This is a genomic window from Pseudomonas sp. TREG-RG-20F-10-E-6-01, assembly GCF_022662455.1.
Lineage (GTDB): Bacteria > Pseudomonadota > Gammaproteobacteria > Pseudomonadales > Pseudomonadaceae > Aquipseudomonas.
This window is the reverse complement of record NZ_JAKNQP010000006.1, coordinates 83047-99678: the sequence shown is the minus strand read 5'-3', so window position 1 is coordinate 99678 and position 16632 is coordinate 83047. Positions and strand designations below refer to the sequence as shown.

The window sequence follows — 16632 nt, the reverse complement described above, 5'->3', positions numbered from 1 at the left end:
CGGAGAGTGCCCATGAATAGTTTTGCGCAACCGCTCAAGAGCAACGCCCCGCTGATCAACCGCGACCGCCTGTGGCAATCGCTGATGGACCTGGCCCAACTGGGCGCCACCGTCAAAGGCGGCGTGTGCCGCCTGGCGCTCACCGACCTCGACCGCCAGGCCCGCGACCTGTTCGTGCACTGGTGCGAGGCGGCTGGGTGCAGCGTCAGTGTTGACGCCATCGGCAATATTTTTGCCCGGCGTGCCGGGCGCAATCCCGCCCTGCCCCCGGTGATGACCGGCAGCCATATCGACACCCAGCCCACGGGTGGCAAGTTCGACGGCTGCTACGGCGTGATGGCCGGGCTGGAAGTGATCCGCACCTTGAATGACCTTGGCATTGAGACCCAAGCGCCGATCGAGGTGGTGGTGTGGACCAACGAAGAAGGCTCGCGTTTTCCGCCGTGCATGATGGGCTCCGGGGTGTTTGCCGGTCAGTTCGACTTGCAGGAAACCCTCGACAAACAGGACGAGCACGGCCTGTCGGTAGGCGCTGAACTGCAGCGCATCGGCTACGCCGGTTCGCGCGCGGTGCTTGGCCACCCGGTAGGCGCGTATTTCGAGGCGCATATCGAACAAGGCCCGGTGCTGGAAGACCAGGCCACCACCATTGGCGTGGTCATGGGTTGCCTGGGCCAGAAGTGGTTCGACTTGACCCTCACTGGTGTCGAAGCCCACGCCGGCCCCACGCCCATGCACCTGCGCAAGGACGCCCTGGTCGGCGCCGCCGAAGTCGTCAGCGCGATCAACCGTATCGCCCATCAGCAACAGCCACACGCCTGCGGCACGGTCGGTTGCCTGAGCGTGCACCCAGGCTCGCGCAATGTGATTCCCGGCCAGGTGCACATGACCATCGACCTGCGCCACCTGCACGCCGACAGGTTGCAAGCCATGGTCGATGAAGTGCGCGGCGTGATTGAAGCCACGGCTGCACGCCACGGATTGACGTTTGCGCTGACGCCCACCGCCGACTTCCCGCCGCTGGATTTCGCCCCGGCCTGCGTCAACGCCGTGCGTGACGGCGCAACGGCCTTGGGCTTGAGCCATATGGACATCGTCAGCGGCGCCGGGCATGACGCGATTTTCGTCGCCGAACTCGGCCCGGCCGGGATGATTTTTGTGCCGTGCGAAGGCGGCATCAGCCATAACGAAATCGAAAACGCCGCGCCGGATGACCTGGCAGCAGGCTGCGCGGTGCTGCTGCGCGCCATGGTCAACGCGGCGCAGGGGGACCTGGCATGAGTGAGATGGGCCAACTGACAGCGGTGCAACTGCTGCAGCATTTTCGCGACAAAAGCCTGTCGCCGGTGGAGGTCACCGAAGATGCCTTGCTGCGTATCGAGCGCTACAACCCGGTGGTGAACGCCTACTGCCATGTCGACCCGCAGGGTGCCTTGCGCGCCGCGCGCGCCTCGGAACAACGCTGGCTCAAAGGCCAACCCTGCGGCGCGCTGGACGGCGTGCCCGCTTCGATCAAAGACCTGACGCTGACCCTCGGCATGCCCACCCGCAAGGGTTCACGCACCACCTCCGCCGACGGGCCGTGGGACGTGGATGCGCCCTTCTCGGCCCTGATGCGCAAGGCCGGTGCGGTGCTGCTGGGCAAAACCACCACCCCGGAATTCGGCTGGAAAGGCGTCACCGACAACCCGTTGTACGGCATCACCCGCAACCCGTGGGACACCCGCACCACCGCAGGCGGCTCGTCCGGTGGCGCGGGCGCGGCGGCGGCGTTGAACCTGGGCGTGCTGCACCAGGGCAGCGATGCCGGTGGCTCGATCCGCATTCCGTGTGCGTTCACCGGTACCTTTGGCATCAAGCCGACCTTCGGCTACATACCGCAGTGGCCGGCCAGTTCGATGACGATTCTGTCGCACCTGGGGCCGATGACGCGCACGGTGGAAGACACCGTGCTGATGCTGCAAACCGTCGCGCAGCCGGATGCGCGCGATGGCCTGATCGGTGCGCCACGGACCACGCCGTGGCTCAAGCCGGGTGCGGATTTGCAAGGCTTGCGTGTGGCCTACAGCCCGACCTTCGGTTATGTGGATGTCGACCCGCAGGTGGCCAGCGTCGTCGCCCAAGCCGTGCAAGGGTTGGTGCAACTGGGCGCGCATGTCGAGCAGATCGACCCGGGTTTCACTGACCCGCTGGAGGTGTTCAGCACCTTATGGGCCGCCGGCGCCGCCCGCCTGACCAGCACGATGAGCGAGGCGCAAAAACAGCTGCTCGACCCCGGCCTGCTGCGTATCGCGCAACGCGGCGAACAGCTGAGCCTGCGCGACTTCAATGACGCCCTCGAAGCCCGCGCGGCACTGGTGGCGCGGATGGCGGCGTTTCATGAGCATTACGACGTGCTGGTGTCGCCGATGATGCCCATCACTGCGTTCGAGGCGGGGCACAACGTACCACCGGGTTCGGGCCTGAACGAATGGATGGAGTGGACGCCGTTTACCTATCCCTTCAATCTCACCCAGCAACCGGCGGCGTCGGTGCCGTGCGGGTTGGCGGCGAATGGCATGCCGGTGGGGCTGCATGTGGTGGGCGCGCGGTTTGCCGATGAGCAGGTGCTGCGGGTGTGTCAGGCCTATGCCCATGCGTTCCCCACGGAACACCTTGAGGCACCTCGGGTGTTCTGAACTGCGGCGTTCGACCGCGGACTGCGGTGTGCATCGGCGATTGCGCCTGGCTTATAATTCGCGCTTCATTTTTGTTGCGCGGGTTGTTTCAGATGCTATTTACAAGGACCGTTCTGGCGAGTGCAGCGCTCGCCCTCCTGCCCATCGTGGCCCACGCTGCAACGCTGGATTTGACCTACGAAGCGCCCGTCACCGAGGCCGCGCCACAGGCTGCACCGGCGACGGCCAAATCGTTGTTTCCCATCAAGACCCAAGCGCCGGTGACCTTCGACTACCACTGCAAGGGCCCGCGTTGCCAGTATGAAGATGACCTGGAGCCGCGCCACGAGGACCAGACCACACAGAGCTGGTCCATCGGTATTCAATAACGATCAGGCGGCTTTTTGCTGGGATGCTATTAGCGATGGGGGGTTTTGGGGGCGTATCCGTTATTGGGTGATGGCTGATAGGGGTTTCGCCCTTACGGCGAGTCACTTTGGAAAAAAAGCCCCAAGGTAACCAAAGAGCTCTTGCCCCACCACTCGGCCAGCGTGGTTTAAACGGGCGCCTAAGATCAAGATCAAAAGCAGAGCACGGCGGCCTAGTAGCCGACCTGAGTGGTAGAAACAAAACCGAGGCGGCCTGACAGCCGACCTGATCTTTGAAGGCTGAACTCAATCAAATGTGGGAGCTGGCTTGCCTGCGATGGCATCTACTGGTTATGCCTGACACACCGAGGTGCCTGCATCGCAGGCAAGCCAGCTCCCACAGAAAAGCAAAGCAGTGATGTGCTGGCGGTTGAACTCGATCAAATTGTGGGAGCGGGCTTGCTCGCGAAGGCGGTGGGTCAGTTACACATGAGCTGACTGACACACAGCATTCGCGAGCAAGCCCGCTCCCACATTTGGATCTCTGTGCATCAGATAGAGGTGTGTTGCTGTGCTTTTGCTTCTACCACTCAGGTCGGCTTTCAGGCCGCCGTGCTGTTGTTGATCTTGCTTTTGATCTGACAGGCCCCGTCAACCACGCTGGCCGAACGCAGGCTTGAATCCGTGGGTAACCCGGCAGGACGCCGGGTTAGCCGTGTTGGGCCATGGATGGCCCATCGCGGCGGCCCACGGATTCAAGCCTGCGTTCGGGCACACCGAGCCTAGGCGAGGTGCCGAGTGGTGGGGCAAAGACCTTTTGGTTACTTTTGGCTGGGCCGGCATTCCGGGCGTTTGCCAAAAGTGACCCGCTGTAAGAGCGGAACCGCCAGCCGCCGTTACCGCAGCAACGGATATGCCCCCCATCTACCTAAACAAGCCCCACCCCCATCCACTACAATCCCCGCCATTCATCCCCGGGGGCTTCATGGACATCGAACTGGCACGCACCTTCCTCGAAATCACCCGCTGCGGCAGCCTGGCCGCTGCCGCCGAGAAACTGCACGTCACCCAGACCGCCATCACCGCACGCGTGAAAAACCTCGAAAGCCAGCTCGGCAGCACGCTGTTCATCCGCAACCGCGCTGGCGCCCGCCTGACCGCCGACGGTGAGGCCTTCGTGACATACGCCAACCAGCTGCTGCAAACCTGGGAAGCCGCAAAACGCGACCTGCCGTTGCCCGACGGTTACCGCAATGTCCTGCACATCGGCGGCGAAGTCAGCCTGTGCAACCCACTGATGCTCGGCTGGGCCCAAGCCCTGCGCGAACACATCCCGGGGCACGCCCTGCGCACCGAAGTGCGTGAAGGCGAATACCTGCTGCGCCAACTGGAACTGGGCGTACTCGATGCCGCCCTCGTGTTCCAACCCCAGTATTGGCCGGGCCTGCAGGTAGAACAGGTGCTGGAAGAAAAACTGATCCTGGTGCAACTGGTGAGCAAGCCAGACCCTTACGTCTACATCGATTGGGGCCCGGGCTTTCGCCAGCAACATGACACCGCCCTGCCCGATAAGGCCCGCGCCGCGCTGAGCTTCAACCTCGGCCCGCTGGCGCTGCAGTACATCCTGGAAAACGGCGGCGCCGGGTATTTCCGCACGCGTGTGGTGCAAAGCTACCTGGACAGCGGCGTGATGCAGCGCGTGCCGAAAGCGCCGGAGTTCAGCTTTCCAACCTACCTGGTCTATTCACGCGCGCGCGATTCAGCCGTGTTGCAACAGGCCCTGGAATTGCTGCGCGGCGTGGTCAAGGCCGAAAGTGACTGGTCGCAACGCTGGGACCCGCTGATTTGAATCACCCTGAGCCTGCGCGCGTGCTAGCCTGCGGGTGTTTCCTTTTGCAGCCTGACCGATGAACAAGAAAAAGTCCGTCACCATCAGCGACATCGCCAAACAGGTCGGCATGACCACCATCACCGTGTCCCGCGCGCTGAGCAAACCCGACCTGGTCAAACCCGCCACCCTGGCGCGCATCCTCGAGGTGGCGCGGGAGCTGGATTACGTGCCGAACGCTTTCGCCCGTGGGCTCAAGCGCAGTGAAAGCCTGATCATCGGCGTGATCACCGCCTCGGTGGACAACCCGTTCTACAGCGAAATGATCAAGGCGATTTCCCGCGAGGCCAAACAGCACGGCTACACCATCATGCTGGTGGACACCGACGAACTGGAAGAGCTGGAAAGCAAGGCCGTGGACACCCTGCTGGGCTACCGCGTAGCGGGGATCATCCTGTCGCCGGTCTCCGACGAGCCAAGCTACCAGCCCGATTACCTGGAGCGCCTGGGCAATGGCAAAACCCCGGTGGTGCTGCTCGACCGCACGCTCCACGACAGCCCGTTCAGCCGCGTGGTGCTCGACAACTACCACAGCGGCATCCAGGCCGCGCACTACCTGCTGCGCCAGACGCCCGAGCTCAAGCGCCTGCTGGTGCTGACCGGGCCTGCGCATTCACGTATCACCGTGGAACGCCTCAAGGGCCTGCGCGAAGTGCTTGCCGACCATCCACATATTCAAGTTGAAGTGCAGGCCGGCGACTACACGCTGATGCCGTCGTACCTGCACACCCTCGACTACCTGGCCGAACACACGGCGCCGGACGCGATCATGGGCTTCAACCAGTTGATCACCCTCGGCGCATTGCGTGCGTTGCGCATGCACAACATCCCGCACGACAGCCTGACCATCTGCGGCATCGACCGCCTGCCCTTCGCCGATATCTTCGGCGTGCCCATCGCCTGCGTGGCCCATGACGCGTCCCTGGCCGGCAGCAGCGCGGTACGCCTGCTGCTCGACCGCCTGCAAGACCCGTACAAGCCTCGGGACAAAGTGGTGATCGCCGGCGTATTGGAAAACGGCTAGCGGCTGGTGTAGCCGCCATCGATCGGCAGGCTCACGCCGCTGATCATGCTGGCGGCGCTGCTCAGCAGGAACAGCACCGGCAAGGCCACTTCGACGGTTTGAGCAAAACGCCCCAGCGGAATCACCGCCAGCGCCGGGTCGCGCTTGGCTGGTTCGGACCAGGCCATGGTCGCCATGGGCGTGAGCGTGACCGTGGGGTTGACGCTGTTGACGCGAATGCCGAAGCGGCCCCATTCGGCGCATTGCACGCGGGTGATTGCGTCCAGTGCGGCTTTGGAAGCGCAGTAGGCCAGGTGATCGTCCAGCGCGACCAACGAAGCTTGGCTAGAGACGTTGACGATGCTGCCGGCGACTTTCGCCTCGATCATTTTTGCCGCGACACGGCTGGCAACCTGAGCGGCGCCACGCGCGTTGACCTGCATCACCAGATCGAACGCATCGACGCTGATCGCGGCAGCGGGTTCCAGTCGGGAGATGCCGGCGCAATTGACCAGGCCGTGCATGGCCGGCAGGTCTTGCAGGGCCTGGTCGAGGGCGACGCTGTCGGCGATGTCCACGCATACGCTGTGGCAGCCCAGGGCTGCCAGGGCCTCGGCGTCACGCCCAAGCGCAAAGACCTCGGCCCCGCTGGCGATCAGTTGCAGGGCGATTTCGTGGCCGATACCGCTGGTGGCACCGGTGACGAGGATGCGCTGGTGGGTGAAGTTGAAGGTCGTCGTCATGAGTACAAATCTCAAAAACAATGAAGATCCCCTGTGGGAGCTGGCTTGCCTGCGATAGCGGTGGCTCAGTTAACCTATTTGTCACTGATGCACCGTTATCGCAGGCAAGCCAGCTCCCACATTTGGACCGCGTTGAATCAGTTGGCTTGCAGGCTGTGCATGATGGGTTTTAAAGCCGGATACAGCTTCAAGTACTCCCCAAACGCCTGGTCATAAACCGCGACATTTTCGCGCTTGGGCTGCGCCCGCAGCTCCAGTTGCACCCAGCCCTTCTCCATCGCCCCATCACTCACCAACCCCACCGTGTGCGCCGCCAGCAACGCTGCGCCCAGCGCAGCTTCCACCTCTTGCACAATGGTGTAGACCGGGTACCGCGTGACGTCCGCGATGATCTGCATCCACAAATCCGAATGACTCGCCCCACCCACCACAATCAGGCGCGGGTCCAGTGAGTGCGCGCCCTGCGTGCCGGCCTCGATGTTGTGGCGCAGGGCGAAACTCACGCCTTCAAGCACCGCGCGGTACAGGTGGATGCGGCTGTGGTACAGGTTCAGCCCGACAAAACTGCCGCTGGCGCGGTCGTCCCACACCGGGCTGCGCTCGCCCATCAAGTACGGCAGGAACAGCAAGCCTTCGCTGCCTGCCGGAACCTTCATCGCGCTCTGCTCCAGCAGCGCCAGGCTGTCCTGCCCAGTGGCCTTGGCCTGCAGCTCTTCGGCCTGACAGAACTGTTCGCGAAACCAACTGACTGACGCCCCGGCGGTGATCGCGCCGCCAAAGATGTACAGGTCTCGATGGCCGTTGTAGACATGCGGCATGCTCACCAACCCGTGGCGCGCGTCCACTTGCTGGTTCAAGTAGCCCCAGCACATGCTGGTGCCGATCATCGCCACGTGGTTGCCCGGTTGCGTGACACCGGCGGCCAACGTCGCCATGGCAGCGTCCACACCTCCGGCGAGGATCGGCGTACCCGCGTGCAAACCCAGGCGCGCAGCCCACGCGTCCAACAGACCGCCCACGACTTCACCGGAATACACCAGCCGCTCGGGCATCATCGCCAGGGGAATGCCCAATGCCGCGAGCATCTCTTCAGACCAGCCGCGCTGCGCCACATCGTAGACGCCGCCAATGTTGCCAGCGCTGCTGTGGTCCACCGCCAACTCGCCGGTCAAGCACCAGTTGATGTAACTGTTGGGCGGCAGCAGGTAACGCGTTTGCGCCCACACCTGCGGCTGGTGCTGCTTGAGCCAGAGCATCTTGGTGAAGCCGTAGTAACTGTCCACCGAGTTGCCGGTGACCGCGAACAAACGCTGCAAATCCACCTGCTCACGCACCCACGCCACCTGCTCACCGGCGCGGCGGTCCATCCAGATCAGGCACGGGTGCAGCGGTGTGATCTGCGCATCCACGGCAATCCCCGAGCCGCCGTACAGGCTGCTGATGCACAGCGCCTTGACCTGCGCTGGCGCCACGCCGGCCTTGGCCATGCACTGCGCCACGCAGGCTTCAACAGCACCCAGCCACACCTGCGGCCATTGCTCGGCCCAGCGCACTTTCGGGGTATCCACGCGATACCCCTGGCTGTGCTGGGCGATGATCGTACCTTGGCCATCCACCAGCAGCGCCTTGGTGCTCTGGGTTCCTATATCGACTCCTATGACGTACTCCATCGTTCAGACCACCGGCTTCAACAGCACCTTGATCGACTTGGTCGAGTTGGCCAGCTCGAACGCTTCGGCAAAGTTATCCAGCGGGAAGTCATGGGTGACGATGCCTTTGGAGGTGACCAGCCCGCGCTCGAACAGGTCGATGGCAATCGGGTAGCAATACGGGCCCAGGTGCGCGCCGCGTACGTCCAGTTCTTTGCGGTCGCCAATGATCGACCAGTCGACGCTGGTCTCGGCGCCAAACACGCTGAACTCGACAAAGCGCCCGAGCTTGCGAATCAGGTCCAGGCCCTGGGTCACGCCGGCCGGTACGCCGGTGGTTTCGATGTACACGTCGCAACCATAGTTATCGGTGAGGCCGTTGATGATCTCGCGAGCGTTGTCGCGCGATGGGTTGATCACTACGTCGGCGCCGAATTGCTTGGCCAGCTCCAGGCGCGCGTCGACCATGTCGATCACCACCAGTTTTTTCGGCGTCTTCAACGCGGCGACCTGGACCATGCATAGCCCGAGCGTGCCGGCACCGGCAATCACCACCACGTCATCGAGCTGGATTTCACCGCGGTTGACGGTGTGGATCGAGCAGGCCATCGGCTCCACCAGCGCCGAGTCTTCCAGCGACACCGACTCCGGAATCTTGTGCACGATGGCGGTCTTGGGGATGCGCATGTACTGGGCCATGCCGCCTTCGGCCACTTCACGCTGAAAGCCGAAGATGTTGTGCACTTCGCACATCCAGTACTTGCCCGACTTGCAGAAGCGGCACTTGGCGCACGGCACGATCTGCTCGGCAATCACTTTGTCGCCGACGGCGACTTCAAAATGTTCCTCGGCGCCCTCACCCACTTCCTCCACATAGCCGAAAAATTCGTGGCCCGGCACCACCGGCGCCTTGACCCACGGGTTGTCGCCGCCCCAGAACATCGCCGCGCCGGAGTGACATTTGCAGTCACTGGCGCAGATGCCGCACGCGGCAATGCGGATCACCAGTTCATGGGCGCGCGCCTTGGGTTTGCCGATGCGCTCCAGGCGGTAGTCTTTCGGGCCGTGGCAGACGACGGCTTGCATTTGGGTGTGCTTGTCCATGGTGTTCGGTCCTGTCTGGTAGGAAGTTATTTATGCCGCTGACGGCTGATAAAGATCGCCAGCAAAATGATTGCGCCTTTGATCACGCTCTGGACGTAGGGCGAAACGCCGAGCATGTTCAGGCCGTTGTTCAACACGCCCAGGAGCATGGCGCCGAGCAAGGTGCCAACGATGACCCCGCGCCCGCCGGCAATCGACGCGCCGCCGAGTACCACCGCGGCAATCGCATCGAGTTCAAACGACACGCCGGCATTCGGCTGGCCGCTCATCAAGCGTGACGTCAGCACCAGCCCGGCAATCGCGGCGGTCAGGCCGCTGATGCCGTACACCAGCAACTTGAAGCGCGCCGCCCGCACGCCAGACAACCGCACCGCTTCTTCATTGCCGCCGATGGCGTAGATGTAGCGGCCGATGCGCGTGTGTTGCAGCAACACGTAGGCGGCTGCATAGGTCATCAGCATGATCAGGATCGGCACTTCGATGCCGAACAGGCTTTGACGGCCAAAGAAACCGAACCATTCCGGCAACCCGGAAATCGGGTAGCCGTCGGTGTACATCAGGCCCAGGCCACGGGCGATGCCCATGGTTGCCAGGGTGACGATGATCGGCGGCATGTGCAGGTACGCGACGAACAGCCCGTTGCCGATACCAAAGGCCACGCCGATCAGCATCCCCGCGCCTATCGCCAGGCCTGGCGGCAAGCCCGCGACCATCAAGCCGGCGGTCAACGTGCCGGACAGCGCCATCACCGGCCCCACCGACAGGTCGATCCCGCCGGTGAGAATCACGCAGGTCATGCCCACGGCGATGATCGCGTTGATCGACACTTGGCGGGCGATGTTCGACAGGTTGCTGGCGGTCAGGAACGTGTCGCTGGCGAGGATCATCACCAGGGTCACCACCACCAGCCCCACGAACGGATAAAACGCCGGCGAACGCACCAGCCGCGCCAGGTTCAGGCGCAGCCGGCCGGTGTCGCCGGTGTTAATGGACATATTCACTTGTGCCCCCTGTTGCATGGCGCATGACCTCTTGTGGGTTGACGGCGGACGCTTCGAGTACCTTGACGATGGCGCCCTTGTGGAACACGGCGACGCGGTCGCACATGCCGATGACTTCGGGCAGTTCGGAGGAAATCATGATGATTGCGTAGCCCTGCTCGGTGAGGCTGCGCATCAGCGCGTAGATCTGCGCCTTGGCGCCAACGTCGATGCCGCGAGTGGGTTCGTCGAACACCAGCACGTCGCAGTGGTGGTTGATCCAGCGCGCGATCACGACCTTTTGCTGGTTGCCGCCGCTGAGGTTGAACACTCGGCTTTCGCCGCTGGGCGCTTTGATCGACAGTTGGCGCATCAGGTCTTCAACACTGGCGCATTCCCTGGCCTTGTCGATCAGCCCGGAGGCGTTCTGGTACTTGGGCAGGTTGTTCAGGGAGATGTTTTCGCGAATGCTGAAGTCAGTGATCAAGCCTTCGCTCTTGCGGCTTTCGGGCAGCAGGCCGATGCCGTGGGCCAAGGCTTGCGCCGGGTCGTCGAGGGTGATTTTCTCCCCGCGCAACCACACCTCTTTGCTCACCGACGGCAGCGCTCCCATCATGCCCAGCGCCAGTTCGGTACGGCCCGAACCCACCAGCCCGGCAAAGCCGAGGATCTCGCCCTTGTGCAGCTGGAAGTGGTTATGCGGACCGTTGCGCACCAGCTGGATGTCCTTGACCTCCAGTAACAGCGGGCCGCGTGCATCGGTCGGCTTGGGCGGAAAACTGCATTCCAGGCGACGGCCGACCATCATCTCGACGAGCCGATCAATGTCACTGTCGGCCACCTCGGTCACGCCGACATTGCCGCCGTCGCGCAATACGCTGATGCGATCGCACACCTGGAAGATTTCCTCCAGGTGATGGGAGATAAAAATCACCGCCACGCCCTGGCGTTTGAGTTCGCGCATGATCTCGAACAGCAGCTCGGCTTCGCTGGGCGTGAGCGTGGCGGTCGGCTCATCGAGCACCAGCAAACGTGCATCCAGGGCCAGGGCCTTGGCGATTTCGACAAACTGCTGCTCGGCCACGCTCAGGTGCTTGACCGCGCACTGCAGGTCGATGCTCACGCCCAGGCGCTTGAACAATGCTTGCGATGCCTCGACCATCTCGCGCTTGCGCAGCAGGCCGAAGCGGTTACTCAACTCGTGGCCCAGAAAGATATTTTCCACCGCCGTGAGGTAGGGAATCAGGCTGAATTCCTGGAACACAATGCCGATACCAGCAGCGATCGCATCGCGGTAGGTCGCGAACTGCTGCGCCTGGCCGTCGATCAGGATCTGCCCTTCGTCCTGATGCTCGACACCGCCGAGAATCTTCATCAGGGTTGATTTGCCCGCGCCGTTTTCCCCGAGCAAGGCATGAATCTCGCCGCGCTCCACTTGCAGGTTGATGCCCTTGAGGGCCTGCACGCCCGGGTAACGCTTACAGATATTTTCCAGCTTCAGAAGACTGCTCATACCGCCGACCTCGTATTCAGAAGGAGACCTCAAGCCCCACGTGTGACGTGGGGCCCGGGCGATTTACCAGCTGAAGTCCTTGGCCTTGGCCTGATCGATCAGGGTGATGTCCACCGGAATGGTGGCAGGCACTTGCGAGCCCCACTTCTTGGCCAGCGCGATGCCAAGGGCCAAGCGGATCTGATCGCGTGGGTACTGCGCCGAGGTGGCGATGAACTTGCTGCCGGGCTTCTGGATCGCCTTGATCGCTTCCGGCGCGCCGTCGACGCTGACCAGTTTTACGTCCAGGCCACTGGCTTCGATGGCCGACAAGGCGCCGAGCGAGCCGTTGTCGTTGACGCTGAAAATGCCCTTGAGCGTAGGTTGGGCCTGCAGCATGTTTTCGGTGACGGTCAGCGCCTGGTCACGTTCCTGCTTGCCGTTCTGGATGCTCACGATCTTGATGTCCGGGTGCTTGGCCACCGCCTCTTTGCAGCCGCGCACACGCTCGAGGATCGGCACCACGGCGATGCCGTCGAGGATCGCGATGTTGCCTTTGTCGCCGATGTTCTTGGCCAGGTATTCACAGGCCTGGAAACCGGCATCGAAGTTTTTCGAGCCGACAAAGGAATCCAGTGGGCCGTCGGCTTGCGCGTCTACCGCAACCACCACGACACCGGCGGCGTGGGCGGATTTGACCGCCGATTGCACGCCGACCGAGTCGGTGGGGTTGATCAACAGAATGTCGATGCCCTTTTGCAGCATGTCCTCAACGTCGCTGACCTGCTTGGACACGTCGTGACGGGCGTCGGTGATGATCAGTTTTGCACCGATGGTCGCGCCGGCTTCTTCGAGGGCGTTTTTCATGGTGACAAAATAGGGGTTGTTGATCTCCTGGAAGGAGGCGCCGATGCGGATCGGTTTGGCGGCGTCGGCAAAGGCTGGAGCCGCGCTGCCGAGGGTGATGCTGACAGCCAGTAAACACAGGGTTTTGGGGAGCATTTTCATGGCGTGATTCTCTGTTTTGTTTTTATTGTTAGAGCAAATGTTATCGTTAACATTTTGCGAGAAGCTAGCAAGTAAATCAGGGCTGTGCAAGCCCCCACTGGTCGCTTCGGGTTCGCGGTCCATGTGGGAGCTGGCTTGCCTGCGATGCAGACACCTCGGTGTGTCAGGCACACCGAGTGGATGCCCGCGCAGGCAAGCCAGCTCCCACATGGGTTTCCTGCACAGCGCAAAAACTCGCACATTCCCCACCACCAACTAAGCTCAGCCTCCAACAAAAAAATACCGAGCTAACCGCCATGGCCCACCCTACCGAGACCTTCCGCACCCGTTATCGCGCGGCCATAAGCCGCCATTACCACCCATGGCTGCACGCCGGTTTCGTCCTCGGCTATGGCATTTTCTGCATCACCCTCGCCTGGTCCTCCACCGAACGCATCACTCCGCTGCAGTGGCTGACGGTGCCCCTGACCCTGGTGTTCTTCAACCTGTGCATCTACCTCGTGCACCGCCACCTCGGCCATCACAAACACACGCTCGCCCGACTGTTTTATGCGCGGCACACCGGCGACCATCACAGTTTCTTCACGCCCGGCCACATGACCTACGACAGCCCTCGGGACTGGCGCGTGATCCTGTTCCCGGCGTGGCTGATCGTGCTGCACAGCCTGGCCATCACCCTCCCCGCCTGGTTGTTGCTCAAGCACCTGAGCCCCAACATCGCCGGGCTGTTTGCCGGCTGCATGATCCTCGGTTACTTGCTCTACGAGGTGTTCCACGCCTGCGAACACCTGCCTGCCAACCACCGCGTGGCACGCCTGCCGTGGATCCGCCAGATGCACCAATTGCACGCGCTGCACCACCGCCGCGAACTGATGCAAAGGCGTAATTTCAATATCGTCCTGCCGCTGATGGATTACCTGTTCGGCACTCTGCACTGGGAACCGAACGCCCACGACAACCAGGAACAGTCATGAGCCACCGCCGTCAACATCTTCGTCATGGGCTGTTCGTTGTATCGCTTGCGCTGATCGCCTTTCTGCTGTTGATGCCCACCCAGGTACAACCGGTGAACTGGGCCCCGCCCAAGGCGCCCTCGATGACGGACGGCACCTACGCCGAGAATCAGCGGCTCAAGGCGGTGCAAAGAATCGGCGCCTCGGACATCGCCGGGCCCGAGGCCTTGTTGCTGGATGCCCAGGGGTTTCTGATCAGTGGCCTGCAGGACGGGCGCATCATCCGAACATCGCCCGACAGCCACACCCTGGAAGTGTTGGCCAACACCGGCGGACGCCCGCTCGGCCTGGCGTTGCACCCGGATGGGCGCTTGATCATTGCCGATGGGGTCAAGGGCTTGCTCGCGCTGGATACCAATCGCCAACTCACGCTGCTGAGCAACAGCGCGAATGGCTTGCCGTTTGGCTTTACCAATGACGTGACGGTTGACGCCAGCGGGCGCTTTGCCTATTTCAGTGACGCGTCAAGTCGCTGGGGCTATGGCCAGGATGGTGAAGCCGTGATTGAACATGGCGGCGATGGTCGGCTGTTGCGCTATGACTTTGCCACCGGCACCACCGAGGTGTTGCTTGACCAGCTGCAATTTGCCAACGGTGTGGCGCTGGGGCCGGATGAGAACTATGTGCTGGTGAACGAAACCGGCGCCTACCGCATCAGCCGCTACTGGCTCAAGGGTGAGCACGTGGGTAGCCACGACCTGTTTATCGACAATCTGCCAGGCCTGCCGGACAACCTCAGCTTCAACGGCAGCGATCGCTTCTGGGTCGCGCTGTATTCGCCGCGCAACCCGTTGCTGGATGGCTTCGCCGGCTATCCGTTGCTGCGCAAGGTGATGGTACGGGCGTTGATGGTGGTGCCCAAGCCCATCGAGCGTAAGGCTTTTGTGCTGGGGCTGGACACCGACGGCAAGGTCATCGCCAACTTGCAGGATGGCAGCTCGGGCAATTACTCGCCCATCACCACCGCGCGTGAATACGGCGACTGGTTGTACCTGGGCTCGTTGAAGAGCACGAGCATGGCGCGCCTGCCACTGAAGCAGGCACTGGCCCGCGAATGAAAAGGGCAGCCCGGATGGACTGCCCCTTCATGCTTGCGTCAATGGATCAGTGGATGATGTCCTGGGTGCAGATGTGCCCGAAGGTCACGTACGCCACATTGTCACCGCCCACCCCCACACCGGGGAACTCGTCCAGCTCGATACGCCAGCCGCCGAAGTTGAAGGTGGTGTCCCAGTTGTATTTCACGCCGGTGCTGCTGTCCGGGTATTGCACGCGGTAATCGCCGAAGCATTCACCGAGCGCGGCGCTGGCCAGGGAGGTGCCGGCGCTGTTGGTGCTGGCCTTGAAGTCGGTCCAGTGGTACTCGGCGCCCACAAAGCGCTTGTCCACGCGCAGCACTGGCGTCACCCCCAACAGAGGCGCGCCCGTGGAGTCGGACCAGTTGGTGGTCCAGTTCAACGTGCGCGCGGCCTGGGTCGCCATCCAGAATATCGAGGCCGGCACCCGCACGATGTTGTCGCCCTTCACATCCGACGCATTCAACCGTGGCGTAGAGCCAAGGCTCAAGGCGTACTGCTTGGTCGGGTCTTGTGCCACGCCCGGGTTGGCACGTACGCGCACCTTGACGGTGGTGCCCGGCGTGACGCTCGGGTAGGTCGACGTGGAACCGGCCGGCACGGTGACCCAGTTGGCACCGTCGAAACGCTCGAAGAGCCACTGGTTGCGGCTGCCATTTTCATCACCCGCCAGGTACATGCTCACGCTTTGGCCGCGCACCGCCTTGAAGTCGAAGTAATCAACGTCACTGGCGTTGTCGAGGTTGCCGGTCACCTTGTTCATCGAGTCCGGCAGCGCAAAGGCATTTTCCGGTGTGTCGTTGGGCTCAAAGGCGTCGATGTTGGTGTCCACCGCCACGCCAAAACTGAACTGCGCGTTGGTGGCGGTCTTGGCCACCATGAACCAGTAGTAATCACCCGCCGGCAGGATGCCGCCCAGGTATTCATCGGCATTGCCTGGGTTATCGGACGTATCGATCAGTTGCGGGTTGCCCTGGCCGTCATCGCGGAACAGGCTCAGCGACATATCGGCGCCCGCGCTCTGGTTGATCAACTGCACCAATACACGGGCGTTGTGCGGCAGGTTGAAGTGGTACGGAAACTCCTGGCCTGTTTGCACTTGGTCGATGGTGTAGAGGGTGTTGATATCCAGGGTCGGGAACAGCGGCTCAAAGGCGGCGACGGCAGCACTTTTCAGGTTGGCCTGGCTCGGCTTTTTCAACTCGCCGATGGCAGTGTTGAACGGTGCGGACTTGGCCGCCTTGCCAGCGGGTTTTACCTTGGCGTTTTTGGCGTCCAGCAGCTTTTGCAGAAGCTCGTCCGGGATCGGTACGGGCGTCAGCGTGCCACCCGGTTTCAGCGCATCGATCACGCCTTGGTTGACCGTACCGGGGGTGAGTATCGAAAGGGTTGGCTCGGCCAGGGCAGAGGCCGAAATAAAGCAGGAGGCCATCAGGGCCGCGCCCAGCATAAGGGCTTTTGTCGGTTTCATTTTTTATCCATCCATAGTTAAAAAATTGAAGCTCAGGTGATCGGTGACATCCGGTCACCTGGGATGGAATGTAGAACATGACTGTATGCATGTACAGTATTTTTACGGGTTTTTTCACGCTCGGTTTGAACCGATCCAACACAGGCCGTCGGCTTACCAGGCACACCAATACGGCCCGGG

General features: G+C 62.4%; 14 protein-coding genes. 7 read left to right on the top strand and 7 right to left on the bottom strand.

Annotated elements, in window-relative coordinates; translation table 11 throughout:
• Positions 1-12 precede the first annotated feature (12 nt).
• From L8K08_RS18540 to L8K08_RS18520, 5 genes are all read left to right on the top strand, one after another.
• The gene (locus L8K08_RS18540; RefSeq protein ID WP_242199271.1) at positions 13-1281 is read left to right on the top strand and encodes a Zn-dependent hydrolase; all 1269 of its coding nucleotides are present in this window, start codon (positions 13-15) and stop codon (positions 1279-1281) included.
• Complete coding sequence (locus L8K08_RS18535; protein ID WP_242199270.1) at positions 1278-2678, top strand: amidase; 1401 nt, start codon at positions 1278-1280, stop codon at positions 2676-2678. The genes L8K08_RS18540 and L8K08_RS18535 overlap by 4 nt, the downstream gene beginning before the upstream one ends.
• A gap of 92 nt (positions 2679-2770) precedes the next feature.
• The gene (locus tag L8K08_RS18530) at positions 2771-3046 is read left to right on the top strand and encodes a hypothetical protein (protein ID WP_242199268.1); all 276 of its coding nucleotides are present in this window, start codon (positions 2771-2773) and stop codon (positions 3044-3046) included.
• 964 nt (positions 3047-4010) lie between these two features.
• Positions 4011-4874 (top strand): LysR family transcriptional regulator, encoded by an 864-nt coding sequence (locus L8K08_RS18525; RefSeq protein WP_106578889.1) that lies wholly within the window; start codon positions 4011-4013, stop codon positions 4872-4874.
• A gap of 58 nt (positions 4875-4932) precedes the next feature.
• Complete coding sequence (locus tag L8K08_RS18520; RefSeq protein ID WP_242199265.1) at positions 4933-5937, top strand: LacI family DNA-binding transcriptional regulator; 1005 nt, start codon at positions 4933-4935, stop codon at positions 5935-5937.
• Here L8K08_RS18520 and L8K08_RS18515 read toward each other — a convergent pair.
• From L8K08_RS18515 to L8K08_RS18490, 6 genes are all read right to left on the bottom strand, one after another.
• Positions 5934-6659 carry an SDR family oxidoreductase gene (locus L8K08_RS18515; protein WP_242199263.1) on the bottom strand — a complete coding sequence of 242 codons (726 nt, stop codon included), beginning with the start codon at positions 6657-6659 and terminating at the stop codon, positions 5934-5936. The two genes, L8K08_RS18520 and L8K08_RS18515, sit on opposite strands and share 4 nt — an antisense overlap.
• 137 nt (positions 6660-6796) lie before the next feature.
• The gene (locus L8K08_RS18510) at positions 6797-8329 is read right to left on the bottom strand and encodes an FGGY-family carbohydrate kinase (protein ID WP_242199262.1); all 1533 of its coding nucleotides are present in this window, start codon (positions 8327-8329) and stop codon (positions 6797-6799) included.
• Between the two features lie 3 nt (positions 8330-8332).
• Positions 8333-9412 (bottom strand): alcohol dehydrogenase catalytic domain-containing protein, encoded by a 1080-nt coding sequence (locus tag L8K08_RS18505; protein ID WP_242199261.1) that lies wholly within the window; start codon positions 9410-9412, stop codon positions 8333-8335.
• A 26-nt stretch (positions 9413-9438) separates the two neighbouring features.
• Positions 9439-10431, bottom strand: a complete 993-nt coding sequence (locus L8K08_RS18500; RefSeq protein ID WP_106578893.1) for a ribose ABC transporter permease — start codon at positions 10429-10431, stop codon at positions 9439-9441.
• The gene (locus L8K08_RS18495) at positions 10397-11905 is read right to left on the bottom strand and encodes a sugar ABC transporter ATP-binding protein (protein WP_242199260.1); all 1509 of its coding nucleotides are present in this window, start codon (positions 11903-11905) and stop codon (positions 10397-10399) included. Before L8K08_RS18495 ends, L8K08_RS18500 begins: the two co-directional genes overlap by 35 nt.
• Before the next feature lie 63 nt (positions 11906-11968).
• Positions 11969-12892, bottom strand: a complete 924-nt coding sequence (locus tag L8K08_RS18490) for a substrate-binding domain-containing protein (RefSeq protein WP_242199259.1) — start codon at positions 12890-12892, stop codon at positions 11969-11971.
• Between the two features lie 296 nt (positions 12893-13188).
• On the opposite strand from L8K08_RS18490, the gene L8K08_RS18485 reads away from it, so the two are divergent.
• Together L8K08_RS18485 and L8K08_RS18480 are read left to right on the top strand one after the other, a co-directional pair.
• Entirely contained in the window at positions 13189-13866 is a 678-nt protein-coding gene (locus tag L8K08_RS18485) for a sterol desaturase family protein (RefSeq protein ID WP_242199258.1), read from the top strand.
• Positions 13863-14963: an SMP-30/gluconolactonase/LRE family protein gene (locus L8K08_RS18480; protein WP_242199257.1), complete on the top strand. Its 1101-nt coding sequence runs from the start codon at positions 13863-13865 to the stop codon at positions 14961-14963. Before L8K08_RS18485 ends, L8K08_RS18480 begins: the two co-directional genes overlap by 4 nt.
• Before the next feature lie 46 nt (positions 14964-15009).
• Here L8K08_RS18480 and L8K08_RS18475 read toward each other — a convergent pair whose 3' ends face one another.
• Positions 15010-16452, bottom strand: a complete 1443-nt coding sequence (locus L8K08_RS18475; protein ID WP_242199256.1) for a hypothetical protein — start codon at positions 16450-16452, stop codon at positions 15010-15012.
• Between the last annotated feature and the right edge of the window lie 180 nt (positions 16453-16632).

Coding starts and splice junctions, on each gene's coding strand:
- L8K08_RS18540 (WP_242199271.1), top strand. CDS start 13: ATGAATAGTTTTGCGCAACCGCTCAAGAGCAACGCCCCGCTGATCAAC.
- L8K08_RS18535 (WP_242199270.1), top strand. CDS start 1,278: ATGAGTGAGATGGGCCAACTGACAGCGGTGCAACTGCTGCAGCATTTT.
- L8K08_RS18530 (WP_242199268.1), top strand. CDS start 2,771: ATGCTATTTACAAGGACCGTTCTGGCGAGTGCAGCGCTCGCCCTCCTG.
- L8K08_RS18525 (WP_106578889.1), top strand. CDS start 4,011: ATGGACATCGAACTGGCACGCACCTTCCTCGAAATCACCCGCTGCGGC.
- L8K08_RS18520 (WP_242199265.1), top strand. CDS start 4,933: ATGAACAAGAAAAAGTCCGTCACCATCAGCGACATCGCCAAACAGGTC.
- L8K08_RS18515 (WP_242199263.1), bottom strand. CDS start 6,659: ATGACGACGACCTTCAACTTCACCCACCAGCGCATCCTCGTCACCGGT.
- L8K08_RS18510 (WP_242199262.1), bottom strand. CDS start 8,329: ATGGAGTACGTCATAGGAGTCGATATAGGAACCCAGAGCACCAAGGCG.
- L8K08_RS18505 (WP_242199261.1), bottom strand. CDS start 9,412: ATGGACAAGCACACCCAAATGCAAGCCGTCGTCTGCCACGGCCCGAAA.
- L8K08_RS18500 (WP_106578893.1), bottom strand. CDS start 10,431: ATGCAACAGGGGGCACAAGTGAATATGTCCATTAACACCGGCGACACC.
- L8K08_RS18495 (WP_242199260.1), bottom strand. CDS start 11,905: ATGAGCAGTCTTCTGAAGCTGGAAAATATCTGTAAGCGTTACCCGGGC.
- L8K08_RS18490 (WP_242199259.1), bottom strand. CDS start 12,892: ATGAAAATGCTCCCCAAAACCCTGTGTTTACTGGCTGTCAGCATCACC.
- L8K08_RS18485 (WP_242199258.1), top strand. CDS start 13,189: ATGGCCCACCCTACCGAGACCTTCCGCACCCGTTATCGCGCGGCCATA.
- L8K08_RS18480 (WP_242199257.1), top strand. CDS start 13,863: ATGAGCCACCGCCGTCAACATCTTCGTCATGGGCTGTTCGTTGTATCG.
- L8K08_RS18475 (WP_242199256.1), bottom strand. CDS start 16,452: ATGAAACCGACAAAAGCCCTTATGCTGGGCGCGGCCCTGATGGCCTCC.